Origin of the sequence: Streptomyces spiroverticillatus (assembly GCA_014650415.1) — a bacterium.
GTDB lineage: Bacteria > Actinomycetota > Actinomycetes > Streptomycetales > Streptomycetaceae > Streptomyces > Streptomyces spiroverticillatus.
The window spans coordinates 412897-437923 of sequence record BMUX01000001.1 but is presented as its reverse complement, the minus strand read 5'-3'; the positions used below and the strand labels follow the sequence as shown (position 1 = coordinate 437923).

At 72.8% G+C, this 25027-nt stretch carries 22 protein-coding genes; 14 read left to right on the top strand and 8 right to left on the bottom strand.

Annotated features, from left to right (window positions below; translation table 11 throughout):
* The first annotated feature begins 88 nt into the window (after positions 1-88).
* Positions 89-1072, top strand: a complete 984-nt coding sequence (locus IE269_RS01995) for a DeoR/GlpR family DNA-binding transcription regulator (RefSeq protein ID WP_189820904.1) — start codon at positions 89-91, stop codon at positions 1070-1072.
* A gap of 6 nt (positions 1073-1078) precedes the next feature.
* Here the strand turns inward: IE269_RS01995 and IE269_RS01990 are convergent, their stop codons facing one another.
* The gene (locus IE269_RS01990) at positions 1079-1654 is read right to left on the bottom strand and encodes a TetR/AcrR family transcriptional regulator (protein ID WP_189821349.1); all 576 of its coding nucleotides are present in this window, start codon (positions 1652-1654) and stop codon (positions 1079-1081) included.
* A 352-nt stretch (positions 1655-2006) separates the two neighbouring features.
* Positions 2007-3761, bottom strand: a complete 1755-nt coding sequence (locus IE269_RS01985) for an acetyl/propionyl/methylcrotonyl-CoA carboxylase subunit alpha (RefSeq protein WP_189820903.1) — start codon at positions 3759-3761, stop codon at positions 2007-2009.
* Between the two features lie 405 nt (positions 3762-4166).
* On the opposite strand from IE269_RS01985, the gene IE269_RS01980 reads away from it, so the two are divergent.
* Positions 4167-4658 carry a hypothetical protein gene (locus IE269_RS01980; RefSeq protein WP_438817519.1) on the top strand — a complete coding sequence of 164 codons (492 nt, stop codon included), beginning with the start codon at positions 4167-4169 and terminating at the stop codon, positions 4656-4658.
* Between the two features lie 80 nt (positions 4659-4738).
* A complete protein-coding gene (locus IE269_RS01975) occupies positions 4739-5905 on the top strand; it encodes an outer membrane protein assembly factor BamB family protein (protein ID WP_189820902.1) in 1167 nt (388 codons plus the stop codon).
* Here IE269_RS01975 and IE269_RS01970 read toward each other — a convergent pair.
* The 4 genes from IE269_RS01970 to IE269_RS01960 form a co-directional block, all read right to left on the bottom strand.
* Positions 5902-6537, bottom strand: a complete 636-nt coding sequence (locus tag IE269_RS01970) for a Maf family protein (protein WP_189820901.1) — start codon at positions 6535-6537, stop codon at positions 5902-5904. The genes IE269_RS01975 and IE269_RS01970 overlap by 4 nt on opposite strands.
* A gap of 87 nt (positions 6538-6624) precedes the next feature.
* A complete protein-coding gene (mmpB, locus tag IE269_RS42925) occupies positions 6625-6753 on the bottom strand; it encodes a morphogenic membrane protein MmpB (RefSeq protein WP_268253583.1) in 129 nt (42 codons plus the stop codon).
* Positions 6754-6824: 71 nt separating this feature from the next.
* On the bottom strand, positions 6825-7043 hold the full coding sequence (locus tag IE269_RS01965) for an acyl-CoA carboxylase epsilon subunit (protein ID WP_229897403.1): 219 nt from the start codon (positions 7041-7043) through the stop codon (positions 6825-6827).
* A 38-nt stretch (positions 7044-7081) separates the two neighbouring features.
* The gene (locus IE269_RS01960; RefSeq protein WP_189821347.1) at positions 7082-8647 is read right to left on the bottom strand and encodes an acyl-CoA carboxylase subunit beta; all 1566 of its coding nucleotides are present in this window, start codon (positions 8645-8647) and stop codon (positions 7082-7084) included.
* 194 nt (positions 8648-8841) lie between these two features.
* On the opposite strand from IE269_RS01960, the gene IE269_RS01955 reads away from it, so the two are divergent.
* The 5 genes from IE269_RS01955 to IE269_RS01935 all read left to right on the top strand — a co-directional run bounded on the left by IE269_RS01955 (position 8842) and on the right by IE269_RS01935 (position 14065).
* Positions 8842-9747 carry a biotin--[acetyl-CoA-carboxylase] ligase gene (locus tag IE269_RS01955; protein WP_189820900.1) on the top strand — a complete coding sequence of 302 codons (906 nt, stop codon included), beginning with the start codon at positions 8842-8844 and terminating at the stop codon, positions 9745-9747.
* A gap of 260 nt (positions 9748-10007) precedes the next feature.
* Positions 10008-11183 carry an adenylate/guanylate cyclase domain-containing protein gene (locus IE269_RS01950; protein ID WP_189820899.1) on the top strand — a complete coding sequence of 392 codons (1176 nt, stop codon included), beginning with the start codon at positions 10008-10010 and terminating at the stop codon, positions 11181-11183.
* Between the two features lie 100 nt (positions 11184-11283).
* Positions 11284-12084 (top strand): enoyl-CoA hydratase/isomerase family protein, encoded by an 801-nt coding sequence (locus IE269_RS01945; RefSeq protein ID WP_189820898.1) that lies wholly within the window; start codon positions 11284-11286, stop codon positions 12082-12084.
* 53 nt (positions 12085-12137) lie between these two features.
* Positions 12138-13274: a GGDEF domain-containing protein gene (locus tag IE269_RS01940; protein WP_189820897.1), complete on the top strand. Its 1137-nt coding sequence runs from the start codon at positions 12138-12140 to the stop codon at positions 13272-13274.
* 230 nt (positions 13275-13504) lie between these two features.
* A complete protein-coding gene (locus IE269_RS01935; RefSeq protein ID WP_189820896.1) occupies positions 13505-14065 on the top strand; it encodes a DUF1990 family protein in 561 nt (186 codons plus the stop codon).
* Here IE269_RS01935 and IE269_RS01930 read toward each other — a convergent pair.
* Positions 14032-15576: a DUF2079 domain-containing protein gene (locus IE269_RS01930; protein WP_189820895.1), complete on the bottom strand. Its 1545-nt coding sequence runs from the start codon at positions 15574-15576 to the stop codon at positions 14032-14034. The genes IE269_RS01935 and IE269_RS01930 overlap by 34 nt on opposite strands.
* Positions 15577-15670: 94 nt before the next feature.
* On the opposite strand from IE269_RS01930, the gene IE269_RS01925 reads away from it, so the two are divergent.
* The 5 genes from IE269_RS01925 (at position 15671) to IE269_RS01905 (ending at position 22908) form a co-directional block, all read left to right on the top strand.
* Positions 15671-16348, top strand: a complete 678-nt coding sequence (locus IE269_RS01925) for a response regulator transcription factor (protein ID WP_189820894.1) — start codon at positions 15671-15673, stop codon at positions 16346-16348.
* A complete protein-coding gene (locus tag IE269_RS01920) occupies positions 16341-18647 on the top strand; it encodes a HAMP domain-containing sensor histidine kinase (protein ID WP_229897402.1) in 2307 nt (768 codons plus the stop codon). The genes IE269_RS01925 and IE269_RS01920 overlap by 8 nt, the downstream gene beginning before the upstream one ends.
* Positions 18648-18713: 66 nt before the next feature.
* Positions 18714-20288, top strand: a complete 1575-nt coding sequence (gene hutH / locus IE269_RS01915) for a histidine ammonia-lyase (protein WP_438817518.1) — start codon at positions 18714-18716, stop codon at positions 20286-20288.
* Positions 20289-20598: 310 nt separating this feature from the next.
* Positions 20599-22236, top strand: coding sequence for a DHA2 family efflux MFS transporter permease subunit (locus IE269_RS01910; RefSeq protein WP_189820893.1), 1638 nt, complete (start codon positions 20599-20601; stop codon positions 22234-22236).
* Positions 22237-22281: 45 nt separating this feature from the next.
* Positions 22282-22908, top strand: a complete 627-nt coding sequence (locus IE269_RS01905; RefSeq protein ID WP_189820892.1) for a MarR family winged helix-turn-helix transcriptional regulator — start codon at positions 22282-22284, stop codon at positions 22906-22908.
* Here the strand turns inward: IE269_RS01905 and IE269_RS01900 are convergent.
* Complete coding sequence (locus tag IE269_RS01900) at positions 22905-23267, bottom strand: hypothetical protein (protein ID WP_189820891.1); 363 nt, start codon at positions 23265-23267, stop codon at positions 22905-22907. The two genes, IE269_RS01905 and IE269_RS01900, sit on opposite strands and share 4 nt — an antisense overlap.
* 367 nt (positions 23268-23634) lie before the next feature.
* On the opposite strand from IE269_RS01900, the gene IE269_RS01895 reads away from it, so the two are divergent.
* Positions 23635-24909, top strand: a complete 1275-nt coding sequence (locus tag IE269_RS01895) for a L,D-transpeptidase (RefSeq protein ID WP_189820890.1) — start codon at positions 23635-23637, stop codon at positions 24907-24909.
* Positions 24910-25027 lie beyond the last annotated feature (118 nt).

Sequence of the window (25027 nt, the reverse complement as noted above, 5' to 3'; positions counted from 1 at the left end):
ACCACCTTCGGTCACTGTTTGCGACCAACTTCTGTTATTCGGCGCAAACTGCTGAAAACTATCGGCCGGTCAGGTTACTGTCAGTTTCGTGTTCGCTGCAGAACGTCGTCAATTGATCCTCGAAATGGTGCGGGCCAACGGGGCGGTTTCGCTCCGTGAGCTCGCCCGCGTCGTCCAGACCTCCGAAGTGACCGTACGGCGGGACGTGCGGGCGCTGGAGGCAGAAGGACTCCTCGACCGCCGGCACGGCGGTGCGGTACTGCCGGGCGGGTTCACCCGCGAATCCGGCTTTCCGCAGAAATCCCACCTCGCGACCGCGGAGAAGACGGCCATCGCCGACCTCGCCGCAGGGCTCGTGGAGGAGGGGGAGGCCATCGTCGTCGGCGCCGGTACGACCACGCAGGAGCTGGCCAGACGCCTGGCCCGGGTTCCCGGGCTGACCGTCGTCACCAACTCCCTGCTCGTCGCCCAGGCGTTGGCGCACGCCAACCGGGTCGAAGTCGTCATGACCGGTGGGACCCTGCGGGGTTCCAACTACGCGCTGGTCGGGAGCGGTGCCGAGCAGTCCCTCCAGGGGCTGCGGGTGTCCCGTGCCTTCCTGTCCGGCAGTGGGCTGACCGCCGAACGCGGGCTGTCCACGTCCAACATGCTCTCGGCGAGCGTCGACCGGGCGCTGGTGCAGGCCGCGGCGGAAGTGGTGGTCCTTGCGGACCACACCAAGCTGGGGACCGACACCATGTTCCAGACGGTGCCGACGGATGTCATCACGCGGCTGGTGACCGATGAGCCGCCGGCTCACGACGAGCGCGCGGGTACGGAGTTGCAGGCGCTCGCCGACCAGGGTGTGCAGATCGCCGTCGCCGGAACGGGTGGTGCGGGAGCGTCCGGGCCGGGGGGTGAAGGCGTCCCGACGGGGCGTCAGCAGCCCCGTCGGGACATGCCGTTGCCCGGCCAGCGCAGGTCGCACCCGGGTGCGCCCGGTTCGCAGTTGCGCAGTGCGGGAGCGCTCGCGGAGCAGCAGGCGCAGGGGGCGGGGGAGCGGGCGCGGGTGGCTGATATGCGTCGGCGCTGAGCAGCGCTACGTGTGTGATTCGGTGCGGGGCTGGAGGCCTCGTACCGCCAGGGACAGGAGTCGGTCGGCCAACTGAGGGTCGTCCGGCGACTGTTCGGCGGCGAGCGCGATCGCGTTCGTCAGCTGCATGAGGTCCCGGATGGGGACGTCCGGGCGGACGGTGCCCGACTGCTGGGCGCGGGCGAGGAGCGTCGTGCCTGCCTCCCGCATCGGGGTCGAGCAGGATGTCAGCGGGGAGTTCGGGTCGGCTTCGGTCGTGCCGGATGCCGACATCAGGGCGCGGGCCAGGCCCCGGTACTCACTCGCATGAGTGATGATGGCGCGCAGCCAGGTGACGAGCGCCCCGCAGGGGTCGGTTGCCCTGGTCAACTCGTGGGCTCGGGTGAGGAGTTCGTCCACCGCGCCCTGGAAGACCGCGCTCAGCAGGGCGTGCCGGGTCGGGAAGTGGCGGTACAGGGTGCCGATGCCCACGCCTGCGCGGCGGGCGACTTCCTCCAGGGACGCGTCGGTGCCGTGCTCGGCGAAGGCGGCGCGGGCTTCGGTGAGGAGCTTCTCGTAGTTGCGGCGGGCGTCGGCGCGCATGGGTCTGGGTGGGGTGGGGTGGGGCGGCATGCGGTCCAGCATGCCATTGGGGGGTTGGGGGGCGCGGGTCGGTGGGGGGTTGCGGTCTCGCTGCGCGGTGCGGGTGCGTTGTCGGTCGCGGTCCAAGCTCGGGGGCGCTGCCCCCGGACCCCCGGGTTTCGCCCCAGCCCCGCCCCTTCACCTAAACCCGCGGGGCAATTGTGGGGTTCCGTGCGGGTGCGTCGTGGCTGGGCGCGCAGTTCCCCGCGCCCCTGGATGGATGCCCTTCGGGCACCATCCCCGGCCGACGGCCGACGGCCCGCCCGCCCCCGGGGAGGGGGCAGGCGGGCCGTTCGGTGGAGCGGGGGGCGGGTCAGTCCTTGATTTCGCAGATCTGGGCGCCGGAGGTGACCGACGCGCCGACCTCCGCGGAGAGGCCCTTGACCGTGCCCGAGCGGTGCGCGTTCAGGGGCTGTTCCATCTTCATGGCTTCCAGGACGACGATCAGGTCGCCCTCGTTGACCTGCTGGCCCTCCTCGACGGCCACCTTCACGATGGTTCCCTGCATGGGGGAGGCCAGGGTGTCGCCGGAGGCGGCGGAGCCGGCCTTCTTGGCGGCGCGGCGCTTGGGCTTGGCGCCCGCGGCGAGGCCCGTGCGGGCCAGGGTCATGCCGAGCGAGGACGGGAGGGAGACCTCCAGGCGCTTGCCGCCGACCTCGACGACGATCGTCTCGCGGCCCGCCTCGTCCTCGTCGCCCTCGGCGCCGGGGACGGTGAACGGGGGGATCTCGTTGACGAATTCGGTCTCGATCCAGCGGGTGTGGACCCGGAAGGGCGAGGCGGTGAAGGCGGGGTCGACGACGACCGCGCGGTGGAAGGGGATGGCCGTGGCCATGCCCTCGACGTTGAACTCCGCCAGCGCACGGGTGGCCCGCTGGAGGGCCTGCTCGCGGGTCGCGCCCGTCACGATCAGCTTGGCGAGGAGGGAGTCCCAGGCCGGGCCGATGACCGAGCCGGATTCCACGCCCGCGTCCAGGCGGACGCCGGGGCCGGTCGGCGGGGCGAAGGCGGTGACCGTACCCGGAGCCGGGAGGAAGTTGCGGCCCGGGTCCTCGCCGTTGATGCGGAACTCGAAGGAGTGGCCGCGCACCGGCGGGTCGTCGTAACCCAGTTCCTCGCCGTCGGCGATGCGGAACATCTCGCGGACCAGGTCGATGCCGGAGACCTCTTCGGTGACCGGGTGCTCCACCTGGAGACGGGTGTTGACCTCGAGGAAGGAGATCGTGCCGTCGGCGCCGACCAGGAACTCGACCGTGCCCGCACCGACGTAGCCGGCCTCGCGCAGGATCGCCTTCGAGGAGGCGTACAGCTCCGCGTTCTGCTCGTCCGTCAGGAAGGGGGCCGGGGCCTCCTCCACCAGCTTCTGGTGGCGGCGCTGGAGGGAGCAGTCGCGGGTGGAGACGACGACCACGTTGCCGTGGGTGTCGGCGAGGCACTGGGTCTCGACGTGGCGGGGCTTGTCGAGGTAGCGCTCGACGAAGCACTCGCCGCGGCCGAAGGCGGCGACGGCCTCGCGCACGGCCGAGTCGTACAGCTCCGGGACCTCTTCGAGGGTGCGGGCGACCTTCAGGCCGCGGCCGCCGCCGCCGAAGGCGGCCTTGATCGCGATGGGGAGGCCGTGCTCCTCGGCGAACGCGACGACCTCGTCGGAGCCGGAGACCGGGTCCGGGGTGCCCGCGACCAGCGGGGCGCCCGCGCGCTGCGCGATGTGCCGGGCGGCGACCTTGTCGCCGAGGTCGCGGATGGCCTGCGGCGGCGGGCCGATCCAGGTCAGGCCCGCGTCGAGGACCGCCTGCGCGAACTCGGCGTTCTCCGACAGGAATCCGTAGCCCGGGTGGATGGCGTCGGCACCCGAGTCCTTCGCGGCCTGGAGCACCTTGGCCATGTCCAGGTAGGACGCGGCCGGGGTGTCACCGCCCAGGGCGAACGCCTCGTCGGCCGCGCGGACGTGCAGGGCGTCCCGGTCCGGGTCTGCGTAGACGGCCACGCTCCCGATTCCGGCGTCCCGACAGGCTCGGGCAACGCGGACAGCGATTTCGCCTCGGTTGGCGATGAGCACCTTGCGCACGATGGCTCCCTCCTTGTGAAACAAGCTGAGTTTAGGGACTGCCCACACGGCCCTACGACCCGTCCTCAATGGTGAGCTTGCCCACACGGAGTGTGATTCGAGGCGCGCTGGAGTCGCGAAATCCCTTGTCGTACCACGGTACGACGGGTTACCTCATCGCACAGTAGCCCTCTGGTGTGGCCAAGGTCTCTGTCCGGGCGGCCAGTGGGGTGAGGGGATTCTTTGTGGGGTCCCTACGAAGGTGCGGGCCGTTCTTTGCTCTACGCGGATCTCTGTGCGGAGCTCCGCACGGGCCGTGCGGGTCCGGGTGCGCCGGAACCCTTGTCGTGCGCATTACTCGTTAGTAGCCTGCGCGGCAGTCCTATTGCCGGAGTAAGTACGGGAGTACGGGAGAGGGTGGGCGCCGTGGCGCGCAGGCCGACAGCCGCCGTGACGGGGCTCGTGCTGATCTTGGAGGCGTTCGGCTTCGTCTTCGTCAACTACGTGCTGGGCCGGGTGGTCGAGGGCCAGTCGATGTCCCTCGCCGGGCTCGACCCGGGCGCGATGGCCGCCGGTGCGTGGATCATGGGCGGGGTCGCGGGGGTCTTCCTCGCCGTGTGCGGGGTGTTCCTGGTGCTCGCGGCCGTCAAGGACCGGCCCGCGCTGGCCCGTTGGCTGCGGATTCTGCTGATCGTGTGCGCCGTCGTGCACGGGGTGCTCGGGGCGGCGGCCGTCGGCCTGGTCAGCTGGTGGGCCTTCGCGTGGATGATGCTGGTGGTGGGCCTGATCGTGCTGAGTCTGCTGTTGTACGGGCGCCGGAGCGACGCCCTGCACGACCCGCAGGTCGACGCGCCTCCCGCCAAGCCGACCACCCCGCCCACCACCCCGCCCGGGAACGGGTCCGCCGCGACCGCGTAAGTCCCTTATCCCGTAAGACAGTTGGGGCGTCGCAACGCGGACGAGACGCTTCCGTGCCTCTCGTGCGCCAGCATCGACACATGCCCATCGAGCTGGACGAGGACGACGCGCCGCCCCGGGACCCCCGGGGCGTCACCCGGCGACGCCTGCTCGTCGGCGGCGGCCTCGCGCTGGGCCTCGGGGCGGCCGTCGGCTACCTGGCGCTCACCGGGGGCGACCCGCTGCGCCCCTTCCGCCCGTCGCCCCTCGCCCCCTCCTGGGCGGTGCGGCTCGACGGCGGCCTCCCCGACGCCCTGACCGTCGCCCCCGGCGCCCTCTACGTCCGGAACGCCTCCGGGCTCGCCCGTTACGACCCGGGCGCGGGCGCCCCGCGCTGGACGGCACCCGGCGTCGGCCCGCACCCCGAGGGCGACAGCCCGCCCCGGCTCGTCGGCGCGCTGGTCGTGGTGCACGGCGGCGAGCGCAGGGCGTTGCGCGCCCTGCGCCGGGACACCGGGCGCGAGCAGTGGCGCATCGCGACCCCGGGGGCGATCGCCGTCCCGGACGACGGCGGGCCGCTGGTGGAGACCGTGTGGCAGGAGGAGGGGCGGGGCTGGTCGGCCGGGCTGGAGCCGGGCGGGCGACGGCTCTGGGTCAGGCCGACACCGTACGGAACGGACGTCGTCGCCGCCGGGCCGCGCACGGCGGTCGTCCTGCACGGCGCGGGCGAGGTGCGCGCGTACGGGCTGGACAGCGCGGACGGGCGGGTGAGGTGGAGCTGGCGGGGGCCGTCCGGGCTCGCCTCGCAGACGTACGAGAAGGGCGTGCTGTACGTCGCGCACAGCGCGGGGCTGACCGCGCTGGACCCGGCGAGCGGGCGTGAGCTGTGGACGTACCGGGCGGGCGACGGCCGCGACCCGCATGCTCCAGCCGTACGGGACGGACTGGCGGCGGTCGCGGCCGGCGGGCGGCTGCACGGGATCGACACCCGCACCGGCCGCGCCCGGTGGGTCGTGCCGCTGGCCGACGAACTGGTGAGTGAGCCCCCGGCGGTCGGCGACGGGGCGGTCGCCGTCGTCGGCGGCGACGGCACGCACCGGCTCACCGTGCACGACGCGGCGAGCGGGCGGCGGCGGTGGGAGTACCGGGAGGACGGGGTGCGGCTGGGGCGGCCGGTGGTCGGGGGCGGGCTGGTGCATGTGCCGTGCCGGTTCCGGCGGGACGCGAATCTGCTGGGGCTGGACGTGCGGGGGCCCCGGTGGGACTAGGCGTCCTGGTGCGTCCACAGGCTGGTGAGGGCGATGTCCAGGTCGGCGAGGAGGGTGCGCAGGAGGGGCAGGGAGAGGCCGATGACGTTGCCGGGGTCGCCCTCGATGCCGCGCACGAAGGGGGCGGAGTAGCCGTCCAGGGTGAACGCGCCTGCCACGTACAGGGGTTCGCCGGTGGCGACGTACGCGGCGATCTCCGCGTCGGAGGGGTCGGCGAAGTGGACGGTCGTCGACGCGGTCGCGGCGGCGCGGCGGCCGTTGGAGGTGTCGATGACGCAGTGGCCCGTGCGCAGGATGCCGGAACGGCCGCGCATCGCCTTCCAGCGGGCGGTGGCGTCCTCGGCGTCGTCGGGCTTGCCGAGGGCCTGTCCGTCCAGCTCCAGGACGGAGTCGCAGCCGATGACGAGGGCGTCCCGGGCCTCGGGGAGGGCGGCCACCGTGTCCGCCTTCGCGGTCGCCAGGACGAGGGCGAGTTCGGCGGGGGTGGGGGCGGTCAGGGCGTCCTCGTCGACGCCGCTGACGATGACCTCGGGGTCCAGCCCGGCCTGCTTGAGGAGGCCGAGACGGGCGGGGGAGGCGGAGCCGAGGACCAGGCGTCGGCGGGTGGGGGTGGGGGTGGGGGTGGCATCCATGCGGGCCAGAGTAGCCACCCGGCGAGGCGGCACGGTGCCGGGTGCGTTCGGCTCCGCCGCCCCGGCGGGGCGGCGGAAAGGGGCGCTCTAGCGGATGCCGGCCACGAACATGGCCAGGACCATGGCCAGGGCCAGGAGGATTCCTGCGCGGCGCAGCATGACCTGCATGTCGCGCATTTCCTTGGGGGGCTCGTTCTTCGGGTCGGACCACAGCATGCAATCGATAGTGCGCCCGAGGCGTCCGTGGCGCCTGAGTACACGTACTCAGGCGCCACGGTGCGGAATGACTAATTCGGCCAGTAGGTGCGGGACCACGCCGTCCCGCTCGGCTGCGGCAGCCGGTGGGCCGCGACCCGTGCCGGGTCGGACCACGCGGGGCGGGGGGCGGAGGGGCCCGGCGCCGCGGTGCCCGCCGCCGCGGCGCGGGCCTGGACCACCGCCAGTGCGGCGGCCAGCTCCTCAGGGGTGGGGTTGCCCCGTACGACCTTGATCATGTCGGAGGACATGGGTGAGGTCCTTTCTCGAGCAGAGGGCTAGCAGAGGGCTAGAGGGGGATGTTGCCGTGCTTCTTCGGGGGGAGGGATTCCCGCTTCGTACGGAGTTGGCGCAGGCCGCGGACGATGTGGCGGCGGGTTTCGGACGGCATGATCACCGCGTCCACGTAGCCGCGTTCGGCCGCGACGTAGGGGTTGAGGAGGGCGTCCTCGTACTCGGAGATGAGCTGGGCGCGGGTCGCCTCCTGGTCCTCGGCGGCCGCGATCGTGCGGCGGTGGAGGATGTTGACCGCGCCCTGCGCGCCCATGACCGCGATCTGGGCGGTCGGCCAGGCCAGGTTGAGGTCCGCGCCCAGGTGCTTGGAGCCCATGACGTCGTACGCCCCGCCGAAGGCCTTGCGGGTGATGACGGTGATGAGGGGGACGGTGGCCTCGGCGTACGCGTAGATGAGCTTGGCGCCGCGGCGGATGATGCCGCCGTACTCCTGGTCCACGCCCGGGAGGAAGCCGGGGACGTCCACGAAGGTCAGGACCGGGACGTTGAAGGCGTCGCAGGTGCGGACGAAACGGGCCGCCTTCTCCGAGGCGTTGATGTCCAGGCAACCGGCGAACTGCATCGGCTGGTTGGCCACGATGCCCACCGGGTGGCCCTCGACCCGGCCGAAGCCCGTGATGATGTTCGGCGCGAAGAGGGACTGCGTTTCGAGGAACTCGCCCTCGTCCAGGACGTGTTCGATCGCCGTGTGCATGTCGTACGGCTGGTTGGCGCTGTCCGGGATGAGGGTGTCGAGGGCCTGGTCCTCGTCCGAGATCTCCAGGTCCGCCTCCTCCGGGAAGGCGGGGGGCTCGGAGAGGTTGTTCGAAGGGAGGTAGGAGAGGAGGGACTTGACGTACTCGATCGCGTCCTTCTCGTCGCCCGCCATGTGGTGCGCCACGCCCGAGGTGGTGTTGTGGGTGCGGGCACCGCCCAGTTCCTCGAAGCCCACGTCCTCGCCGGTGACGGTCTTGATGACGTCGGGGCCCGTGATGAACATGTGCGAGGTCTGGTCGACCATGACCGTGAAGTCCGTGATGGCGGGGGAGTAGACCGCCCCGCCCGCGCAGGGACCGACGATGAGGCTGATCTGCGGGACCACGCCCGACGCGTGCACGTTGCGGCGGAAGATCTCGGCGAAGAGGCCCAGGGCCGCCACGCCCTCCTGGATGCGGGCGCCGCCGCCGTCGTTGATGCCGATGACCGGACAGCCGGTCTTCAGCGCGAAGTCCATGACCTTGACGATCTTCTCGCCGTACACCTCGCCGAGCGAACCGCCGAAGATGGTGAAGTCCTGCGAGTAGACGCAGACCGGGCGGCCGTCGACCGTTCCGTAACCGGTGACGACTCCGTCCCCGTACGGGCGGTTCTTCTCGATGCCGAAGTTGGTCGAGCGGTGCCGGGCGAACTCGTCCAGCTCCACGAACGAACCCTCGTCCATGAGGAGTTCGATCCGCTCGCGCGCCGTCAGCTTCCCCTTGGCGTGCTGCTTCTCGACCGCGCGCTCGGAACCCGCGTGTGTCGCCTCCTCGATGCGGCGCTGGAGATCCGCGATCTTTCCGGCGGTGGTGTGGATGTCGATCCCTGCGGAAGCGGATGCGGATGCGGATGCTGCGGGTTCTGCGGTGGAGGACACGGGGCTGCGGCTCCCTGCTTCGACTGCGTCAACGGCACGCACGGTGTCAACGGCGACGGTACGGACGGCTACTGGTCCGTAGCGTAGCTGCGGGACTGCCGCTCGGCAGTGCGTCGTTTGCCACACCTACGCTGGCTTGCATGACGCCTCCCGATGCTTCAGGCAGCTCCCCCGAATCGCCCGGCGAAAACCCCAAAACCCCCGGCGGAGCCCCCGGAAACCGCTGGAACGACCTCGACCGGCCGCCGCTCAACGCGACCGCCCTGCGCAGGGCGCTCGTCCGCGACGGCGGCCTGTGGACCTCCCTCGACGTCGTCCCGTCCACCGGCTCCACCAACACCGACCTCACCACCGCCCCCTCCCTCACCGAGGGCACGGTCCTGGTCGCCGAGGAGCAGACCCAGGCACGCGGCCGCCTCGACCGCCGCTGGTCGGCGCCCGCCCGCTCGGGACTCTTCTTCTCCCTGTACGTCGAACCGGGCGCCGGCGTCCCCGTCGAACGCTGGGGCTGGCTCCCCCTCCTCACCGGCGTCGCCGTCGCCACCGGCCTGTCCCGCGCGGCGGGCGTCGACACCGCCCTGAAGTGGCCCAACGACCTCCTGGTCACCGTCGGCGACGAGGAGCGCAAGGCGGGCGGCATCCTCGCCGAACGCGCGGGCGCGGGCGTCGTGATCGGCGTCGGCCTCAACGTCACCCTGCGCGCCGACGAGCTCCCGGTCCCCACCGCGGGCTCCCTCGCCCTCGCGGGCGCGGCCACCCTCGACCGGGACCCGCTCCTGCGGGCCGTGCTCCGTTCCTTCGAGCAGTGGTACGGGGACTGGCGAACCGCCGGCGGCGACCCGGCCGCCAGCCGCCTCCAGGAGGCGTACGCGGCGGGCTGCTCCACGCTCGGCCGCACGGTACGGGCCGAACTTCCCGGCGGCCACGTCCTCACCGGCGAGGCCGTCGCCGTCGACGGGGACGGTCGCCTGGTCCTGGCCACGGCGGAGGGCGTCCAGCAGCCGGTGGGCGCGGGCGACGTGGTGCACCTGCGCCCGCAGGGGTAGGGGAGCCGGGGCGCGGGAGGACACCCTCCCGCGCCCCCGGCGACGTACGGCAGAAGCAGTGAGGACGTACGGCAGAACCAGCGAGGACGTGCGGCAGAACCAGCGCGGTCAATGTTCCGCCAGGTCCCTCCAGGGACAGGGAGTGAGCCAGCGCACATCTGCCGTATCGTTGAGGCGACCCGCGACACCCACACATGTCGCGCGAAAGAACGACGAGGCGGCAGCAGAGCAGTGCGCAGGGAACGGGCAGGAGGCGGCAGGTGACCGTCGACGACACCACGTCCGACGGGGACACGGACCCCCACCCCTCTACTCCGGCGACCCCGGAGCCCAAATCCCCCGTCTTCCACGAGGTCGACCACACGGCCGAACCCTCGGACGACCCGCTCGCCATCCGGCTGGAGCAGCTGATCCTCGGCGCCGAGCGCCGCTACACCGCCTTCCAGGCCGCCCGTACGGCAGGCGTGTCCATGGACCTGGCCTCCCGCTTCTGGCGGGCCATGGGCTTCCCCGACATCGGGCAGGCCAAGGCCCTCACCGAGGCGGACGTGCTGGCGCTGCGGCGGCTGGCCGGTCTGGTCGAGGCGGGGCTGCTGAGCGAGCCGATGGCGGTGCAGGTGGCGCGGTCCACCGGGCAGACCACCGCCCGGCTGGCCGAATGGCAGATCGACAGTTTCCTGGAGGGGCTGACCGAGCCGCCGGAGCCGGGCATGACCCGCACCGAGGTGACGTATCCGCTGGTCGAGCTGCTGCTGCCCGAGCTGGAGGAGTTCCTCGTGTACGTCTGGCGGCGGCAGCTGGCCGCCGCCACCGGCCGGGTCGTGCAGGCCGCCGACGACGACGAGATGGTCGACCGGCGGCTCGCGGTCGGCTTCGCGGACCTGGTCGGCTTCACCCGGCTCACCCGCCGCCTGGAGGAGGAGGAGCTCGGCGAACTCGTCGAGGCCTTCGAGACGACCTGCGCGGACCTGGTCGCCGCGCACGGCGGCCGCCTCATCAAGACCCTCGGCGACGAGGTCCTGTACTGCGCGGACGACGCGGGCACGGCAGCCGAGATCGCGCTGCGCCTGATCGAGACCCTCTCGCACGACCAGACGATGCCCGCCCTGCGCGTCGGCATCGCCTTCGGCACGGTCACCACCCGCATGGGCGACGTCTTCGGCACGACGGTCAACCTGGCCAGCAGGCTCACCTCGATAGCGCCCAAGGACACCGTCCTGGTCGACGGCGCGCTCGCCGAGGAGCTCTCCCGCACCGGCGACGCCCCGGTCTCCGAGGCGGAGGCGGCTGCGGAGGCCGAGAAGGCCGCGAAGGAGGGCCGGGAGTCCCCGACGTACCGCTTCGGGCTCCAGCCGATGTGGCAGCGGCCGGTGCGCGGGCTGGGGATAGTCGAACCCTGGATGCTCTCGCGACGGGCGAAGCCGGACTCCGACTGAGAAGCCGGGCTCCGGCTGAGGGGGCTTCCCCGGCCCTTGACCCCGCCCCTAAGATCGCCCCCGTAAACGAGCGTTCACATTCAGCGGGAGGGCGGCCGGCATGGGCGAGCAGCGGTACGGGGAATTCGTGGTCGTCCGGCGGCACGGCGACGGCGGGCACGTCGCCGAGTTGGTCCTCGACCGGCCCAAGGCCATGAACGCCGTCTCCAGCGCGATGGCCGCCTCCATCGGCGAGGCCTGCGCGGCCCTCTCCGCCGACCCCACGGTCCGTACCACCGTCGTGACGTCCTCGAACGACCGCGCCTTCTGCGTCGGCGCGGACCTCAAGGAGCGCAACTCCTTCAGCGACGCCGAGCTGGTGCGCCAGCGGCCCACCGCCCGCGCCGCGTACACGGGCGTGCTCGACCTCCCCATGCCGACCGTCGCCGCCGTGCACGGGTTCGCGCTGGGCGGCGGGTACGAGCTGGCGCTCGCCTGTGACGTCATCGTGGCCGACGCGAGTGCCGTGGTCGGGCTGCCCGAGGTGTCCGTGGGTGTGATCCCGGGCGGCGGCGGTACGCAGTTGCTGCCGCGCCGGGTGGGGGCGGCGCGGGCGGCGGAGCTGGTGTTCACGGCGCGGCGGGTGGAGGCGGGGGAGGCCCGGGAGCTCGGGCTCGTCGACGTACTCACGGAGTCGGACGCCCGCGAGGAGGCCCTCGCGCTGGCCGCGCGCATCGCGGCGAACTCGCCGGTCGGGCTGCGGGCGGCGAAGCGGGCGATGCGGCTGGGGCAGGGGCTGGACCTGCGGGCCGGTCTTGAGGTGGAGGACGCGGCCTGGCGGTCGGTGGCCTTCTCGGGCGACCGGGCCGAGGGGGTGGCGGCCTTCAACGAGAAGCGCAAGCCGGAGTGGCCCGGGGAGTAGGCCGGGGGAGCTCTGGGGAGAGCTCCGGGGCAAAACGGGCCTAACCTGTACGAATGGGTGAGGACGTTCGCGTGCGGGCCGTGGTCGCGCTGGCGCAGGCGATGGCGGCGGCGCACACCCCGCGCGAGACGTGGCGGGCCGCGGCCCTGGGTGCGCGGGACGCGCTCAGCGGCAGCTTCGCCGCGCTCTCGGTGTGGGAGCGGGAGGCCGGGCGGCTGCGGGTCCTGGTCAACGAGGGGGAGCGGGCGCCGGGGGAGGACGAATTCCCGGAGGACGAGACGTACCCCGTCCACCAGTTCCCCGAGATCACGGAATTCCTGCACGAGCAGTGGGCGGGCGGCGGCGAGCCCGACGCCTGGGTCGAGACGGCTGAGGAAGGCCCCGCGACCCCCCGCCCCGGCTACTGCCACCAGCGGGTGGCTGCCCTGCGCCGCCGGGGCAGGGGCTGCTGCGTGGTCGCGCCGATCGTGCTGCACGGGCGGGCCTGGGGCGAGCTGTACGTGGCCCGGCCGCCCGGCGCACCGGTCTTCGACCGCGCGGACGCCGACTTCGCGACGGTCCTGGCGTCGGTGATCGCGGCGGGAATCGTCCAGACGGAACGCCTGGAGGAAGTCCGCACGCTCGCCTTCACCGACCCCCTGACGGGGCTCGCCAACCGCCGCGCGGTCGACATACGCCTCGACGAGGCCCTGGAGGAGCACCGGGCTTCGGGGGCCGTGGTCAGCCTGGTCGTCTGCGACGTGAACGGGCTCAAGCAGGTCAACGACACCCACGGCCACGAGGTCGGCGACCGCCTCCTCGAACGCTTCGGCTGCGTCCTCTCCCGCTGCGGCGCGATGCTCCCGGGCGCGCTCGCCGCGCGCCTCGGCGGCGACGAGTTCTGCCTGCTCTCGGTGGGCCCGACCGCCGACGAGGTGGTCCAGGTGGCCTCCGAACTCTGCCTGCGCGCCGCTGAGTTGGAGTACGGGGACGGAGTGGCCTGCGGTGTCGCCTCCACCGGTGACCCGATCGGCCCGATCACCTCCGCCCGCCGCCTCTTCCGCCTCGCGGACGCCGCCCAGTACCGCGCGAAGGCCGCCCGCTCCCGCAAGCCGGTGGTGGCGGGCCGCGACGGGGAGGTCGTCGCGCTGGCGGAGTCGGTGAGGGGGACGACGGGGGAACGCCGCCGCTTCCGGGGGGCGCCCCGCTAGGGGCGCGGGGAACTGCGCGAGCAACCACGACGCACTCGCACGGGACCGGTCCCATTGCCCCGCGGGTTTAGGTGAAGGGGCGGGGCTGGGGGCCCTCTTGGCCCGGCGGGCCGGTGCTTCACGTGCCCGGTGCCGGGAGGCTTAGCGTGGGCCCCTGTGGCTGCGCGGGTCCGGTGCGGAAGGTGCGGGTGGGGGCCGGTACCGGGGCGGAAGGGGAGGGATCTCGATTGATGGCTGGGGCTGCACCGGTGAAGCCGTACACGTACGCGGATGTCGGCGCGACCCGGGACGCCGACGGGGCCTGCCCCGACGGATTCCGGGCTCTCAGGGTGAGGACCAGGGTCGGGTACGGGGCGGAGGCGCACCGCATCGCGGGCCGGGCGGTGCTGGGGTGGGCCATGCACCGGGGGCTCGGCCTGACGGTGGACGCCGGGACGGAGTCGGCCGCGCCCGGGGTCGAGGTCGTCGTCGGGATCGGGGTCGGGCGGTGGCGGGTGCAGGCCCCGTGCCGGGTCGTGTGGGCGGTGGACGAGCCGGGGCGCGTGGGGTTCGCGTACGGGACGCTGACCGGGCATCCCGAGTGCGGCGAGGAGGCGTTCGTGGTGGAGACGGATGCCGAGGGGCGGGTGTGGATGGAGGTACGGGCGTTCAGCCGGCCGGCGGCCTGGTACGCGCGGGCGGGCGGGCCCGTGACCCGGCTGGTCCAGCACGCGTGCGCGAAGGGGTACGGGCTGGCCGTGCGGCGGGTCGTGGCACGTCAGGTGCGTCGGTCGCGGCGCAGCACGACGTAGCCCTGGGACGCGTACACCTGGTGGAAGCCCGGCTGGGTGGGGCTCGGGGGGTCGGTGGAGAAGGTGGTTTCGGTCGTGTCCAGGACCATCCAGTCGACGCGGGCGTCCGGGCGGCCGGGGCTGTGCAGGTAGACCGTGGCGCGGTCGGTGAGGTGCGGGGCGAGACGGTTGGTGGCGGCGACCCTCGCGGCGGAGGGGATGAGGGAGAGGGCGTGGCGGGCGGCGGCCGCGCGGGGCGGGTCCTGCCAGTAGGCGGGGCGGAGGGCCTCCGCCAGGGGGAGTGAGGTGGCGAGGAGGGCGGCGACCGCGACCACCGGTGTGCGCAGGTCGGGGATGCGGCCCCGGTCCCGCGCGTCGATCAGGGCGAAGAAGGCGATCGGCATCAGCACGGCCGAGTAGTGGAAGTCCGTGCCCCAGTAGAAGGTGTTGGAGGAGGTGAAGCGCCAGGCCAGGGTGGGCAGGGCGAGCAGGAGCAGGGGGCTGCGGAGGGCGCCGAAGAGGGTGGGGAGGAGGAGCAGGAGGAGGGTGGTGCCCTTGGTGTCGAGGCCTGCGGGGGCGGCGGTGTCCGTGCCGGAGGAGAGGTAGGTATAGGCGCCGGAGGGGTTGAAGTGGGGGAGGACGACGAGGACCGCGAGGGCGGCGGCGGCCGGCCCCAGTACGCACAGGGCGGTGCCCGCGCGGCGGTCGCGCCGCAGCAGGAGCAGGCCCAGGACCAGCACGGTCGCCCCCAGGTCCTCCTTGACCAGCACCAGCCCCGCACCCCACCCCGCGCACGCCCGCCACCGGCCCTCGCGGTACGCGGCCAGGGCGAGCGCGAGGAGCGGCAGCGCGAACGCGACCTCGTGGAAGTCGAAGCCGATGAGCTTCTGGACGCCCCAGGACAGTGCGTACGCCACCCCGATCCGCCGCCCGCCGGCCCGCGTGACGACGTACACGGACCAGGCGACGAGCGCCGCCTGCGCGACGAGCAGGGTCTCGACGTGCGGGAGGAGGCGGTAGAGGGGCGCGAGGGTGGCGATCACCGGGTGGAAGTGGTCGCCGAGGAGGGGGAAGGGGGTGTCGGGGTCGGGGCCGGTGGTCGCCCTGATCTCGGAGGTGGGGAGGGCGAGTTCGGCGTACGAGCGGACGGCCTGGCCGAAGATGCCGAGGTCGTAGCCGGTGGTCCGGAAGCTCGCGTGCATGCGGAGGGCGTACGCGCTGCAGAGGGCGAAGGCGAGGAGGGCGAGGGCGGCGGCGTGGGGGCGGGGGATCCGGGTGGGGGCTGAGGGGAGGGCGGGGCTGCGCGGGCGCGCGGGGCCGGGGCCGGACGGAGTGCGCTCGCGGGCACGGGTGTGCGGGCGGGCGATGCCGAGCAGGGCCGCCGCTCCGGCCCGCACCGCTGCGTGGCGGGTGTGCGGGGCGCGGGCGGGGCTCTTGCCGGGAGGCCGGTCCACCGTGCCGGAGCGGTCGGCCGGAGGCGCGGCGAGGGCGGCACTCCGCATGGGGGCGGGGCGGCGAGGAGGGCTGGGCATGGGCCGGAGCATGGGCCTCACCTGCTGAGACGACCCTGAAGGTTCCTGAAGATTCCTTCAGGGGGCCGGTCAACCCCCGTGAATACTGGGGGACATGAGACTGCTGGTCGTGGAGGACGAGGAGCGCCTCGCCGCCTCCCTGAAGCGGGGGCTGAGCGCCGCCGGGTACGCGGTGGACGTGGCGCACGACGGGCTGGACGGGGTGTGGCGGGCCAGTGAATTCCCGTACAGCGCGATCGTCCTGGACATCATGCTGCCCGGCCTCAACGGCTACCGCGTGTGCGAGCGGCTGCGCCGGGCCGGGAACGACGTCCCGATCCTCATGCTCACCGCCAAGAACGGCGAGTACGACGAGGCCGAGGCGCTCGACACGGGCGCGGACGACTACCTGGCCAAGCCCTTCTCGTACGTGGTGCTGGAGGCCCGGCTGCGTGCGCTGCTGCGGCGGGGCGGGGCCAAGCGGGGGAGCGTGCTGCGGCTCGGGGATCTGTGGCTGGACCCGGCGGGCCGCGAGTGCGGGCGCGGGGAGACCCGAATACCCCTGACGGGCAAGGAGTTCGCGGTGCTGGAGTGCCTGGCGCGGCGGGCGGGGGAGGTGGTGCCGAAGGCGGACGTGGTCGACGAGGTGTGGGACGCGTCGTACGAGGGGGACCTCAACATCGTCGAGGTGTACGTGAGCGCCCTGCGGAAGAAGATCGACGTGCCGTTCGGGCGGGCGGCGATCGGGACGGTGCGGGGCGGGGGGTATCGGGTGGAGGGGGACGGTGGGTGAGGGGCGAGGGGGCTCGGAGGTGCGGGCGGGTGGTCCGCTTGCCGGGGCGGGTGGTTCGCTTGCCGGGGCCGCTGTCTCCGCTTCCCGTCCTGCCCCCGGCGCCCGCCCTCGCACCCCCTCCGGCCGCCCCCGCATCCCTTCCGCCCGCCCTCGGCTCCGTGTCGCCGTCGTCGGCGGGGGCGCTGCGGCCCTCGTCAACGCCCTGCTCGTCACTGCCTGGCTGGTGGCCTACGAGGTCGCCCCCTCCGACGACCCGTTCGGGCGGCTCCGCCCCTTCGTCGACGGGCTGCCCTGGTACGGGGTGACCGGCGGGACCCTCCTCGTCGTGCTCGCCGTACGAGGGGTGGCCCGGCGGTGGGGCGTCGCGTGCGTGGTGGGCGGGGTGGCCGGGATGGTGCTGTGGGCGCACGCGATCTGGGCCAACCACCTCAACTCCGCCGAACCCTGGGCGACTCCCGACGCCGCGCGGGATGCCGGATTCGGGTTCGCCGTGCCCGTCACGGCCGTGGTCGTCGGTTTCACCGGGTGGGTCGTGGCCGAGCCGCTGGGGCGGCTGGTGCCGTGGCGAGGCAGGAGGCAGTGGTGGGTGCCCGCCGCGCTCGGTGCGGTCGCCGCCGGGGCGGGCGTCGTCTGGGGCTTCGTACAGCCCTGGAGCGCGCTCCCCTCCAGCGACAGCGGCAACACCCTGTGGCTGCTCCTCACCTGCGGCACCCTCCTCCTCGTCCTCACCGGCTGGGCCGCCGCCCGCCTCACCCTGCGTCCCGTCGAGGCCATGCGCGCCGAACTCGCCGACATCACCGGCCGTTCCCTTGACCGCCGGGTCCCGGTCCCCGCCATCGGCGGCGTACTCCAGAAGCTCGCCCGCACCCTCAACGCCACCCTCGACCGCCTCCAGACCGCCGCCGACCGGCAGGCCCGCTTCGTCGCCGACGCCTCGCACGAACTCCGCAGTCCCATCGCCAGCCTCCGCGCCTCCCTGGAGTCCTCCCTCACCCACTCCGAGGGCGTCGACTGGCCGCACACCGTGCGCGGCACCCTCGCCGACATCGCCCGCATCCAGCACCTCACCGACGACCTCCTCCTGCTCACCCGCATCGACGGACCCGCCCCGAACGGTGAGGAGCCGGTCCAACTGGCGGACCTGGCAAGCGACTTGGTGGAGGAGATCCGCCACCTTCACCGCAACAGCGACCTCCGTGTCACCTGTACCGCCCCCACCTCCGGCCTCCCGCCGCTCACCGGCAGCCCGGTCCGTTTGGAGCGGCTCCTGCGCAACCTCATCGACAACGCCTGCCGTCACGCCCGTACGGAGGTGGAGGTCGTCCTGAGCAGGGGCGACAGGGGCACCGTCCGCGTGGAGGTACGGGACGACGGCCCCGGCATCCCGCCCGCCGACCGCGACCGGATCTTCCAGCGCTTCACCCGCCTCGACGACTCCCGCACCCGCGCCGACGGCGGCGGCGCGGGCCTCGGCCTCGCCATCGCCCGTGAGATCGCGGTGCGGCACGGGGGTGCGCTGTTCGTCGCCGACGAGGGCCCGGGGGCGGTCCTGGTGGCCGAGCTCCCTCTCGTACGACCGGACTGGGCCGATCTCGGGGAGCCCCCGGAGGCGGAGTCGGACGTCAAGTCCCATGCTTCGAAGGCGAGTTGGGTGGTCGCGGCGGCCTCCCTCGCGGCGGTGGGACTGCTGGCGGCGGCGCTGGCGGTGACCGTGCTGGGCGGCGGGGTGAAGGATCCTTCGGGGAATCCGCTGCCTTCGCAGATGGCGGCCGAGCCGGACATTCCGCCGCCCGCCGGTTCGGTCTGGGCGGGCGAGTGGGGCGTCGTCGTCCACCTCTACCCTCCGGTCCGCACGGACAAGGAGGGCTGGGCGCGCCTCGCGAAGATGCGGCGCGAGTGGCCGCACGCCGCCCTGCCCGGCGGGGGCACGGTCAGGACTCCGGGCGCGAGGCTTCCGTACCGCAACGACCGCACGGTCTTCGTGGCGGTGCACAGATCCGAGCCGGACAATGCCGTTTTCGCGTCCGGGGAACTCCCCGCCCCGGGCGGCGGCCGGACCCACACGGCCGTCACCGCGGTCCCCTCCTCGGAGGGCGGCGAACTCGTCCTCGGCTGGGCCCCGCCCACCGTCGGCGCCCTCGCCTACCGCTGGAGCGACGGCACGGTCAAGTGGCCCGAGCTCCAGCGCGTCCCCGGCTCGGACCGCCGCTGGTTCCTCACCCAGGGCCCGCCCGGCGCGAAGTCGCAGGGGTGCGACGTCTACGATCTGGCCGACCGCAGGACGGTGGGCGAGCCGTAGCCGCGTAAGGGGTCAACCCGCCCAGGGCTAGTGACAGGCGCGCATTCAAAACGTAGGCTCCTGAATATGGATATGCACACCGCCGTTCCGGCCGCCCCGGCTGCCGCCACCGTCCTCCTGAGCACCTCCGGCACCACCGTCGACGACGTCATCGCCGTCGCCCGTGGCAACGCCCGCATCGAGCTGACCGCCGAGGCCGTGGCCGCGCTCGCCGCCTCGCGCGAGATCGTGGACGCGCTGGCCGCCAAGCCGGAGCCGGTGTACGGGGTGTCCACCGGGTTCGGCGCGCTCGCCTCCCGGCACATCAGCCACGAGCTGCGCGCCCAGCTCCAGCGCAACATCGTGCGCTCGCACGCGGCGGGCATGGGGCCGAGGGTCGAGCGCGAGGTCGTGCGCGCGCTGATGTTCCTGCGGCTGAAGACGGTCGCGTCCGGCCACACGGGCGTACGTCCCGAGGTCGCGCAGACCATGGCCGACGTGCTGAACGCCGGGATCACGCCGGTCGTCCACGAGTACGGGTCGCTGGGGTGCTCCGGTGACCTGGCGCCGCTCTCGCACTGTGCGCTGACGCTGATGGGCGAGGGGGACGCGGAGGGCCCGGACGGGGTGGTGCGCCCGGCGGGCGAGCTGCTGGCCGAGGCCGGGATCGTACCCGTGGAACTGAAGGAGAAGGAGGGGCTGGCCCTCCTCAACGGCACGGACGGCATGCTCGGCATGCTGATCATGGCGATCGCCGATCTGAAGCGGCTGTACACGTCGGCGGACATCACGGCGGCGCTCAGCCTGGAGGCGCTGCTCGGTACGGACAAGGTGCTCGCGCCCGAGCTGCACGTCATCCGTCCGCACCCGGGCCAGGGCGCCTCCGCCGACAACATGCTGCGGGTGCTGGAGGGTTCGGGGCTGACCGGTCACCATCAGGACGACGCGCCGCGTGTGCAGGACGCGTACTCGGTGCGGTGTGCGCCGCAGGTGGCGGGTGCGGGGCGCGACACGATCGCGTACGCCCAGACCGTCGCCGAGCGCGAACTGGCGGCGGCCGTCGACAACCCGGTCGTCCTCCCCGACGGCCGCGTGGAGTCGAACGGCAACTTCCACGGGGCGCCGGTCGCGTACGTCCTGGACTTCCTGGCGATCGCGGCGGCCGACCTCGGGTCGATCGCGGAGCGCCGCACGGACCGCCTGCTGGACAAGAACCGCTCGCACGGGCTGCCCGCGTTCCTCGCGGACGACGCGGGGGTGGACTCGGGGCTGATGATCGCCCAGTACACGCAGGCGGCGCTGGTGAGTGAGATGAAGCGGCTGGCGAACCCGGCGTCGGTGGACTCCATTCCGTCCTCCGCGATGCAGGAGGACCACGTGTCGATGGGGTGGTCGGCGGCGCGCAAGCTCCGGACGGCGATCGACAACCTGGCGCGGATCGTGGCGGTGGAGATGTACGCGGCGACGCGGGGCATCGAGCTGCGGGAGGGGCTGACGGCGGCGCCGGCGTCGCAGGCGGCCATCAAGGCGGTGCGGGCGGCGGGTGTCCAGGGCCCCGGTCCTGACCGCTTCCTCGCGCCGGACCTCGCGGCGGCGGACGCTTTTGTGCGGAGTGGGGGGTTGGTGGTGGCGGTGGAGTCGGTGACGGGGGCGCTGGCGTAGTCGCCTGACGGGTACGGGGAGGGGCGCTCGGCGGAATTGCCGCCGGGCGCCCCTTCCGCGTGCGTGGCCCTCGGGCCGGGAGGGGGCGGGCCGGTGCTCGGGGTGCGGGCAGGGGGCGGTGCCGGGGCGGGCCCGGATCGGGCGGGCCGCCCCCTTGCCCGCCCGTCCCGCCCCGGGGGGGGGGGCGCCCAAGGGGGCGAGGCGGAAAGGGGGCGCGCCCAAGGGGGGCGGGGGCGGAGGGGAATCGGATTGCACCCTCGCGCGTCCCCCTGTTACCTTCACGGTGGAAATACTTCACCGTGGAGGTACCGTGAATCAAGACCCCGCACCCCCCAGCGGAGCGCACCGCTGGCTGGGCCTCATCGCCATCGCCCTCGGCGTCGCCCTGATCGTCGTCGACACCACGATCGTCAACGTGATCGTCCCGTCCGTCATCGAGGACCTCGACGTCAACTCCGGCCAGGCGCAGTGGATCCAGGAGTCCTACGCGATCGTCTTCGCCGCACTCCTCCTCCTCGTCGGCCGCTTCGCCGACCTCGTCGGGGCCCGCCGCATCTTCATCGCCGGTGTGGTGGTCTTCGGCGCGACCAGCGTCCTCGCCGGGCTCGCCCCCAACGGGGAGCTGCTGGTCGTGGCCCGCTTCCTCCAGGGCGCCGGCGCGGCGATGATCCTGCCGACCTCCCTCTCCCTCCTCAACGCCACCTTCACCGGCAAGGCCCGCGGCCAGGCCTTCGCCGTCTGGGGGTCCACCATCGGCGCGGCCTCCGCCCTCGGCCCCCTCCTCGGCGGTTGGCTCGCCGAACACGCCACCTGGCGCTGGGCGTTCGGCATCAACGTCCCGCTCTCGCTCCTCATCCTGGTCGGCGCGTTCCTCTACCTCGCCCCGTCCCCGAAGACCAAGGGGAAGATCGACGCCGTCGGCGCCGCCCTCTCCGTCGTCGGCCTCGGTCTGCTCGCCTTCGGCCTGGTCGAGGGACGTACGTACGGCTGGTTCGCGACGACCCGGCCCCTCGACCTCCTCGGCTTCCACTGGGACGGCGGCCCCTCGCCCGTCCTGGTCGCGCTCGTCCTCTCCGTCGTCTCGCTGCTGGCCTTCGTCACCCGCCAGGCCGCGATCACCCGCAGCGGCGACCCGTCCCGGGCGCTCATGGACGTACGGCTGTTCTCGATCTCGTCCTTCCGCAACGGCAACGTCGCGACGCTGATCATCGGGCTCGGTGAGTTCGGGATCGTCGCCGTACTGCCGCTGTGGCTGCAGTTCACGCTCGACTACAGCGCCGTGCAGGCGGGGCTTGCGCTCGTCCCCGTGGCCATCGGCAGCTTCGTCGCCAGCGGTGCCAGCTTCGGGCTCGCGGCCAAGGTGCACGCCCTCAACCAGCTCCGCATCGGCCTCGCGCTGGAAGTCGTCGGGCTGGCGGGGCTCGGGCTCATCGCCGCCACCGACAGCCCCTGGTGGACGGTCGCGCTGGTGCTCTTCCTGTACGGAATCGGAGTCGGCTTCGCCACCGCCCAGGTGACCAACGTCGTCCTCGCCGAGATCCCCGAGAACAGCGCGGGCCAGGGCTCCGGCATCCAGAGCGCCTTCCGCCAGCTCGGCTCGGCACTGGGCATCGCGGTCCTCACCACGCTCTTCTTCACCACCCTCAGCGGCAAGCTCGGCGACCGGCTCGACAGCCTCGGCCTGCCCGCCGGCCAGGCCGACAAGCTCACCCAGGCCGTCACCGACAGCGCGGGCGCGGCCATCGGCCCGCTCTCCGGCAACCCGGCCACCGCACCGGTCGCCGACGCCGCCCGCTGGGCGATGACCGAGGGCATCACGCTCGGCGGCTACGTCGCGGCGGCCTTCGTCGTCCTCGGCCTGATCGCCACCGCGCTGATCCCCTCGGCGGGGGTACGGGCCGCGACCTCGGCGGAGGAGGAGGGGAAGCGGGCTCCGGTCGCCGGTTAGGTTGGGCCGTACGCAATGGCCTCAAGAGAGAAGCGGACTGCCTCGATGGACGCGACGGAGCACGAGCAGACGGATGCTGCGGAGCACCAGCAGACGGATGCGGCGGAGCGCCTGCAGACGGACGCGGCGGAGCAGGTGCGGCTCGCGAAGCTCCAGCAGCGCGGCCCCACCGCCGCCGACGGCATCGAGGGCCGGCAGGACCGCCTCACCGAGGGGCTGCGGCTGTACGGCGCCGACTACCAGGAGGTGGGTCGGCGGTTCGCGGACTGGCTCGGCCTGCACACCACCGACGCCCACGCCCTGGTGCAGATCCTGTACGGCGAGGAGAGGGGGGCGCCCCTCTCCCCGGCCCGCCTCAGCGAGCGCATCCAGCTCTCCTCCGGCGCCACCACCGCCCTGCTCAACCGGCTGGAGAAGGCGGGCCACGTCGTACGCACCCGGGAGAGCACCACCGACCGGCGGATCGTCACCCTGCGCGGCAGCGCCCGCGTCCAGGAGCTGACGGACGACTTCTTCCGGCCGCTGGGGGAGCGCATCGGCGGGATGCTGGCCCGCTACCCGGCCGAGCAGCTCCAGCAGTTCGAGGCCTTCCTGAACGACCTGCACGTCACCATGAACGAGCACCTGGCCGCACTGGACCGGGGGGAGATCCCGGAGAGCCCTCGCGCTTAGACGGGCAGCGCGCCCCGACGACGTACCGAGTACGTGACGAAGCCCGCGCCGATACCGAGGAAGGCCGTCCCGCCGATGAGGTACGGGGTGGTGTCGACGCTGCCGGTGTCGGCGAGCGCGAGAGCGGCGTCCTTGCCCGGCTTGGCCGGCGCGGCCTTGTCGGGCGCGGCGGCGTTCGGCCCGTGCGCGGCCTGCTGGGCCTGCGTGGGCTTCTGCCTCTCGGCGGCCCGAGTGCCCTGCGTCTGTGCGCCCTGCGCCTGCGGGGTTTCCACCGTCGCGTTCGCCGACGGTACGAACCACAGCGCGGCCAGCAGCCCGCCTGCGGCGGTGGCGGTGAGCAGCGGTCGGAGTGCGGTCACGGTATCGATCCCCCTTGAGGCACCCGCGAATTGGTCGTGCGGGCCGATGCTAATGAAAGCAGCGGGTCGGAGGAAAGGCGTGTGGGGGCGGAATTCTTGGTTCCGGCGTCCGGAAATCCGGCCGGAAACCACCCTTGCCCCCCGCATGACCCCGCCCGAGCAGGGGCAAAAGGGGCGGCGTAGCGTCGGAAGTGCACGGGTCTCGGCCCGTGGCCCCGGTGAGTGGCGTTGACCACACTTTGCTCAAAAGTGGAACGGCGGCGTCGGATCCGGGGTTGTAACAGCATTGGCAGGGGAAGTGCTGCCCGGCGGGACCCGGGTTTTCGGCCAGGTCCGCGCCCCGGCGGCTGCGGGGAAATCGGCAACGATGGAGAAGCGTGTGATCACGAACAGCAAGCGGCGCAGGGGTCTGGCGTACGCGTCCGCGCTGCTCGGCGGCGTTCTGGTGCTTTCGGGCTGTAGCGACGACGGCAAGGGCGACGGCGGCAAGAGCGACGCCGACGGGTCGAAGAAGTCGCAGGAGCAGTCCGACGCGGCAGCCGCCAAGGACACCTCCAAGGCCCGAATAGAGATCTCCCCCAAGTCCGGTGCCACCAACGTCGGCATCAACAACGACGCCAAGGTCACCGTCGCCGACGGCAAGCTCACCGAGGTCAAGCTGACCGACGCCGCCGGCAAGGAGGTCAAGGGCACCATCGCCGCCGACGGTGCGAGCTGGAAGCCCGACACCCGCCTCCAGCGCGCCACGGTCTACAAGCTGAGCGCCACCGCCGTCGACGGCGACAACCGCAAGGCGCACGAGAACCGCTCCTTCACCACGGTCTCCCCGAAGAACAGCTTCATAGGCAACTTCACGCCCGAGGACGGCTCCAAGGTCGGCGTGGGCATGCCGGTCTCGATCCGCTTCGACAAGGCGATCACCAACAAGAAGGCCGTCCAGCAGGGCATCACGGTCTCCTCCAGCAGCGGCCAGGAGGTCGTCGGCCACTGGTTCGACTCCCAGCGCCTCGACTTCCGCCCCCAGGACTACTGGAAGGGCGGCTCCCAGGTCACCATGAAGCTCAAGCTGGACGGCGTCGAGGGCGCCGACGGCGTCATGGGCGTCCAGGACAAGACGGTGAAGTTCACCGTGGGCCGCAACCAGGTCTCCACGGTCGACGCCAAGACCAAGAAGATGACCGTCACGCAGGACGGCAAGGTCGTCAAGACCATCCCGATCTCCGCCGGTTCGCCGTCCAACCCGACGTACAACGGCAAGATGGTGATCTCCGAGAAGTTCAAGGAGACCCGCATGGACGGTGCGACGGTCGGCTTCACGGACGACGACGGCAAGGGCGAGTACGACATCAAGGACGTCCCGCACGCCATGCGGCTGTCCACGTCGGGCACCTTCATCCACGGCAACTACTGGGGCGCGAAGTCCATCTTCGGCAGCGCCAACACCAGCCACGGCTGCGTCGGCCTCTCCGACACCCAGGGCGCGGACGACCCGAACACGCCGGGCTCGTGGTTCTTCAACAACTCGATCGTCGGCGACGTCGTCATCGTGAAGAACTCCCCGGACAAGACCATCAAGCCGGACAACGGCCTCAACGGCTGGAACCTGGACTGGGCGGCCTGGAAGGCGGGTTCGGAGGTCTGATCCTCCGGCTTCTCTGCTCGTACGAGGGCGGGCGCACCCTTTTCGAAGGGGGCGCCCGCCTTTTCGCGTCCGGGAGTCCTGCGGTCGGTCGGTCCTGCGGTCGGTCCTGCGGTCGGTC

What these genes read in the sequence shown, in the direction of transcription:
- IE269_RS01930 (WP_189820895.1), bottom strand. Translation starts at nt 15,576, where the DNA reads ATGCCCAGCCCTCCTCGCCGCCCCGCCCCCATGCGGAGTGCCGCCCTC.
- hutH (WP_438817518.1), top strand. Translation starts at nt 18,714, where the DNA reads ATGGATATGCACACCGCCGTTCCGGCCGCCCCGGCTGCCGCCACCGTC.
- IE269_RS01965 (WP_229897403.1), bottom strand. Translation starts at nt 7,043, where the DNA reads ATGTCCTCCGACATGATCAAGGTCGTACGGGGCAACCCCACCCCTGAG.
- IE269_RS01945 (WP_189820898.1), top strand. Translation starts at nt 11,284, where the DNA reads ATGGGCGAGCAGCGGTACGGGGAATTCGTGGTCGTCCGGCGGCACGGC.
- IE269_RS01975 (WP_189820902.1), top strand. Translation starts at nt 4,739, where the DNA reads ATGCCCATCGAGCTGGACGAGGACGACGCGCCGCCCCGGGACCCCCGG.
- mmpB (WP_268253583.1), bottom strand. Translation starts at nt 6,753, where the DNA reads ATGCTGTGGTCCGACCCGAAGAACGAGCCCCCCAAGGAAATGCGCGAC.
- IE269_RS01935 (WP_189820896.1), top strand. Translation starts at nt 13,505, where the DNA reads ATGGCTGGGGCTGCACCGGTGAAGCCGTACACGTACGCGGATGTCGGC.
- IE269_RS01955 (WP_189820900.1), top strand. Translation starts at nt 8,842, where the DNA reads ATGACGCCTCCCGATGCTTCAGGCAGCTCCCCCGAATCGCCCGGCGAA.
- IE269_RS01940 (WP_189820897.1), top strand. Translation starts at nt 12,138, where the DNA reads ATGGGTGAGGACGTTCGCGTGCGGGCCGTGGTCGCGCTGGCGCAGGCG.
- IE269_RS01970 (WP_189820901.1), bottom strand. Translation starts at nt 6,537, where the DNA reads ATGGATGCCACCCCCACCCCCACCCCCACCCGCCGACGCCTGGTCCTC.
- IE269_RS01990 (WP_189821349.1), bottom strand. Translation starts at nt 1,654, where the DNA reads ATGCGCGCCGACGCCCGCCGCAACTACGAGAAGCTCCTCACCGAAGCC.
- IE269_RS01895 (WP_189820890.1), top strand. Translation starts at nt 23,635, where the DNA reads ATGGAGAAGCGTGTGATCACGAACAGCAAGCGGCGCAGGGGTCTGGCG.
- IE269_RS01925 (WP_189820894.1), top strand. Translation starts at nt 15,671, where the DNA reads ATGAGACTGCTGGTCGTGGAGGACGAGGAGCGCCTCGCCGCCTCCCTG.
- IE269_RS01905 (WP_189820892.1), top strand. Translation starts at nt 22,282, where the DNA reads ATGGACGCGACGGAGCACGAGCAGACGGATGCTGCGGAGCACCAGCAG.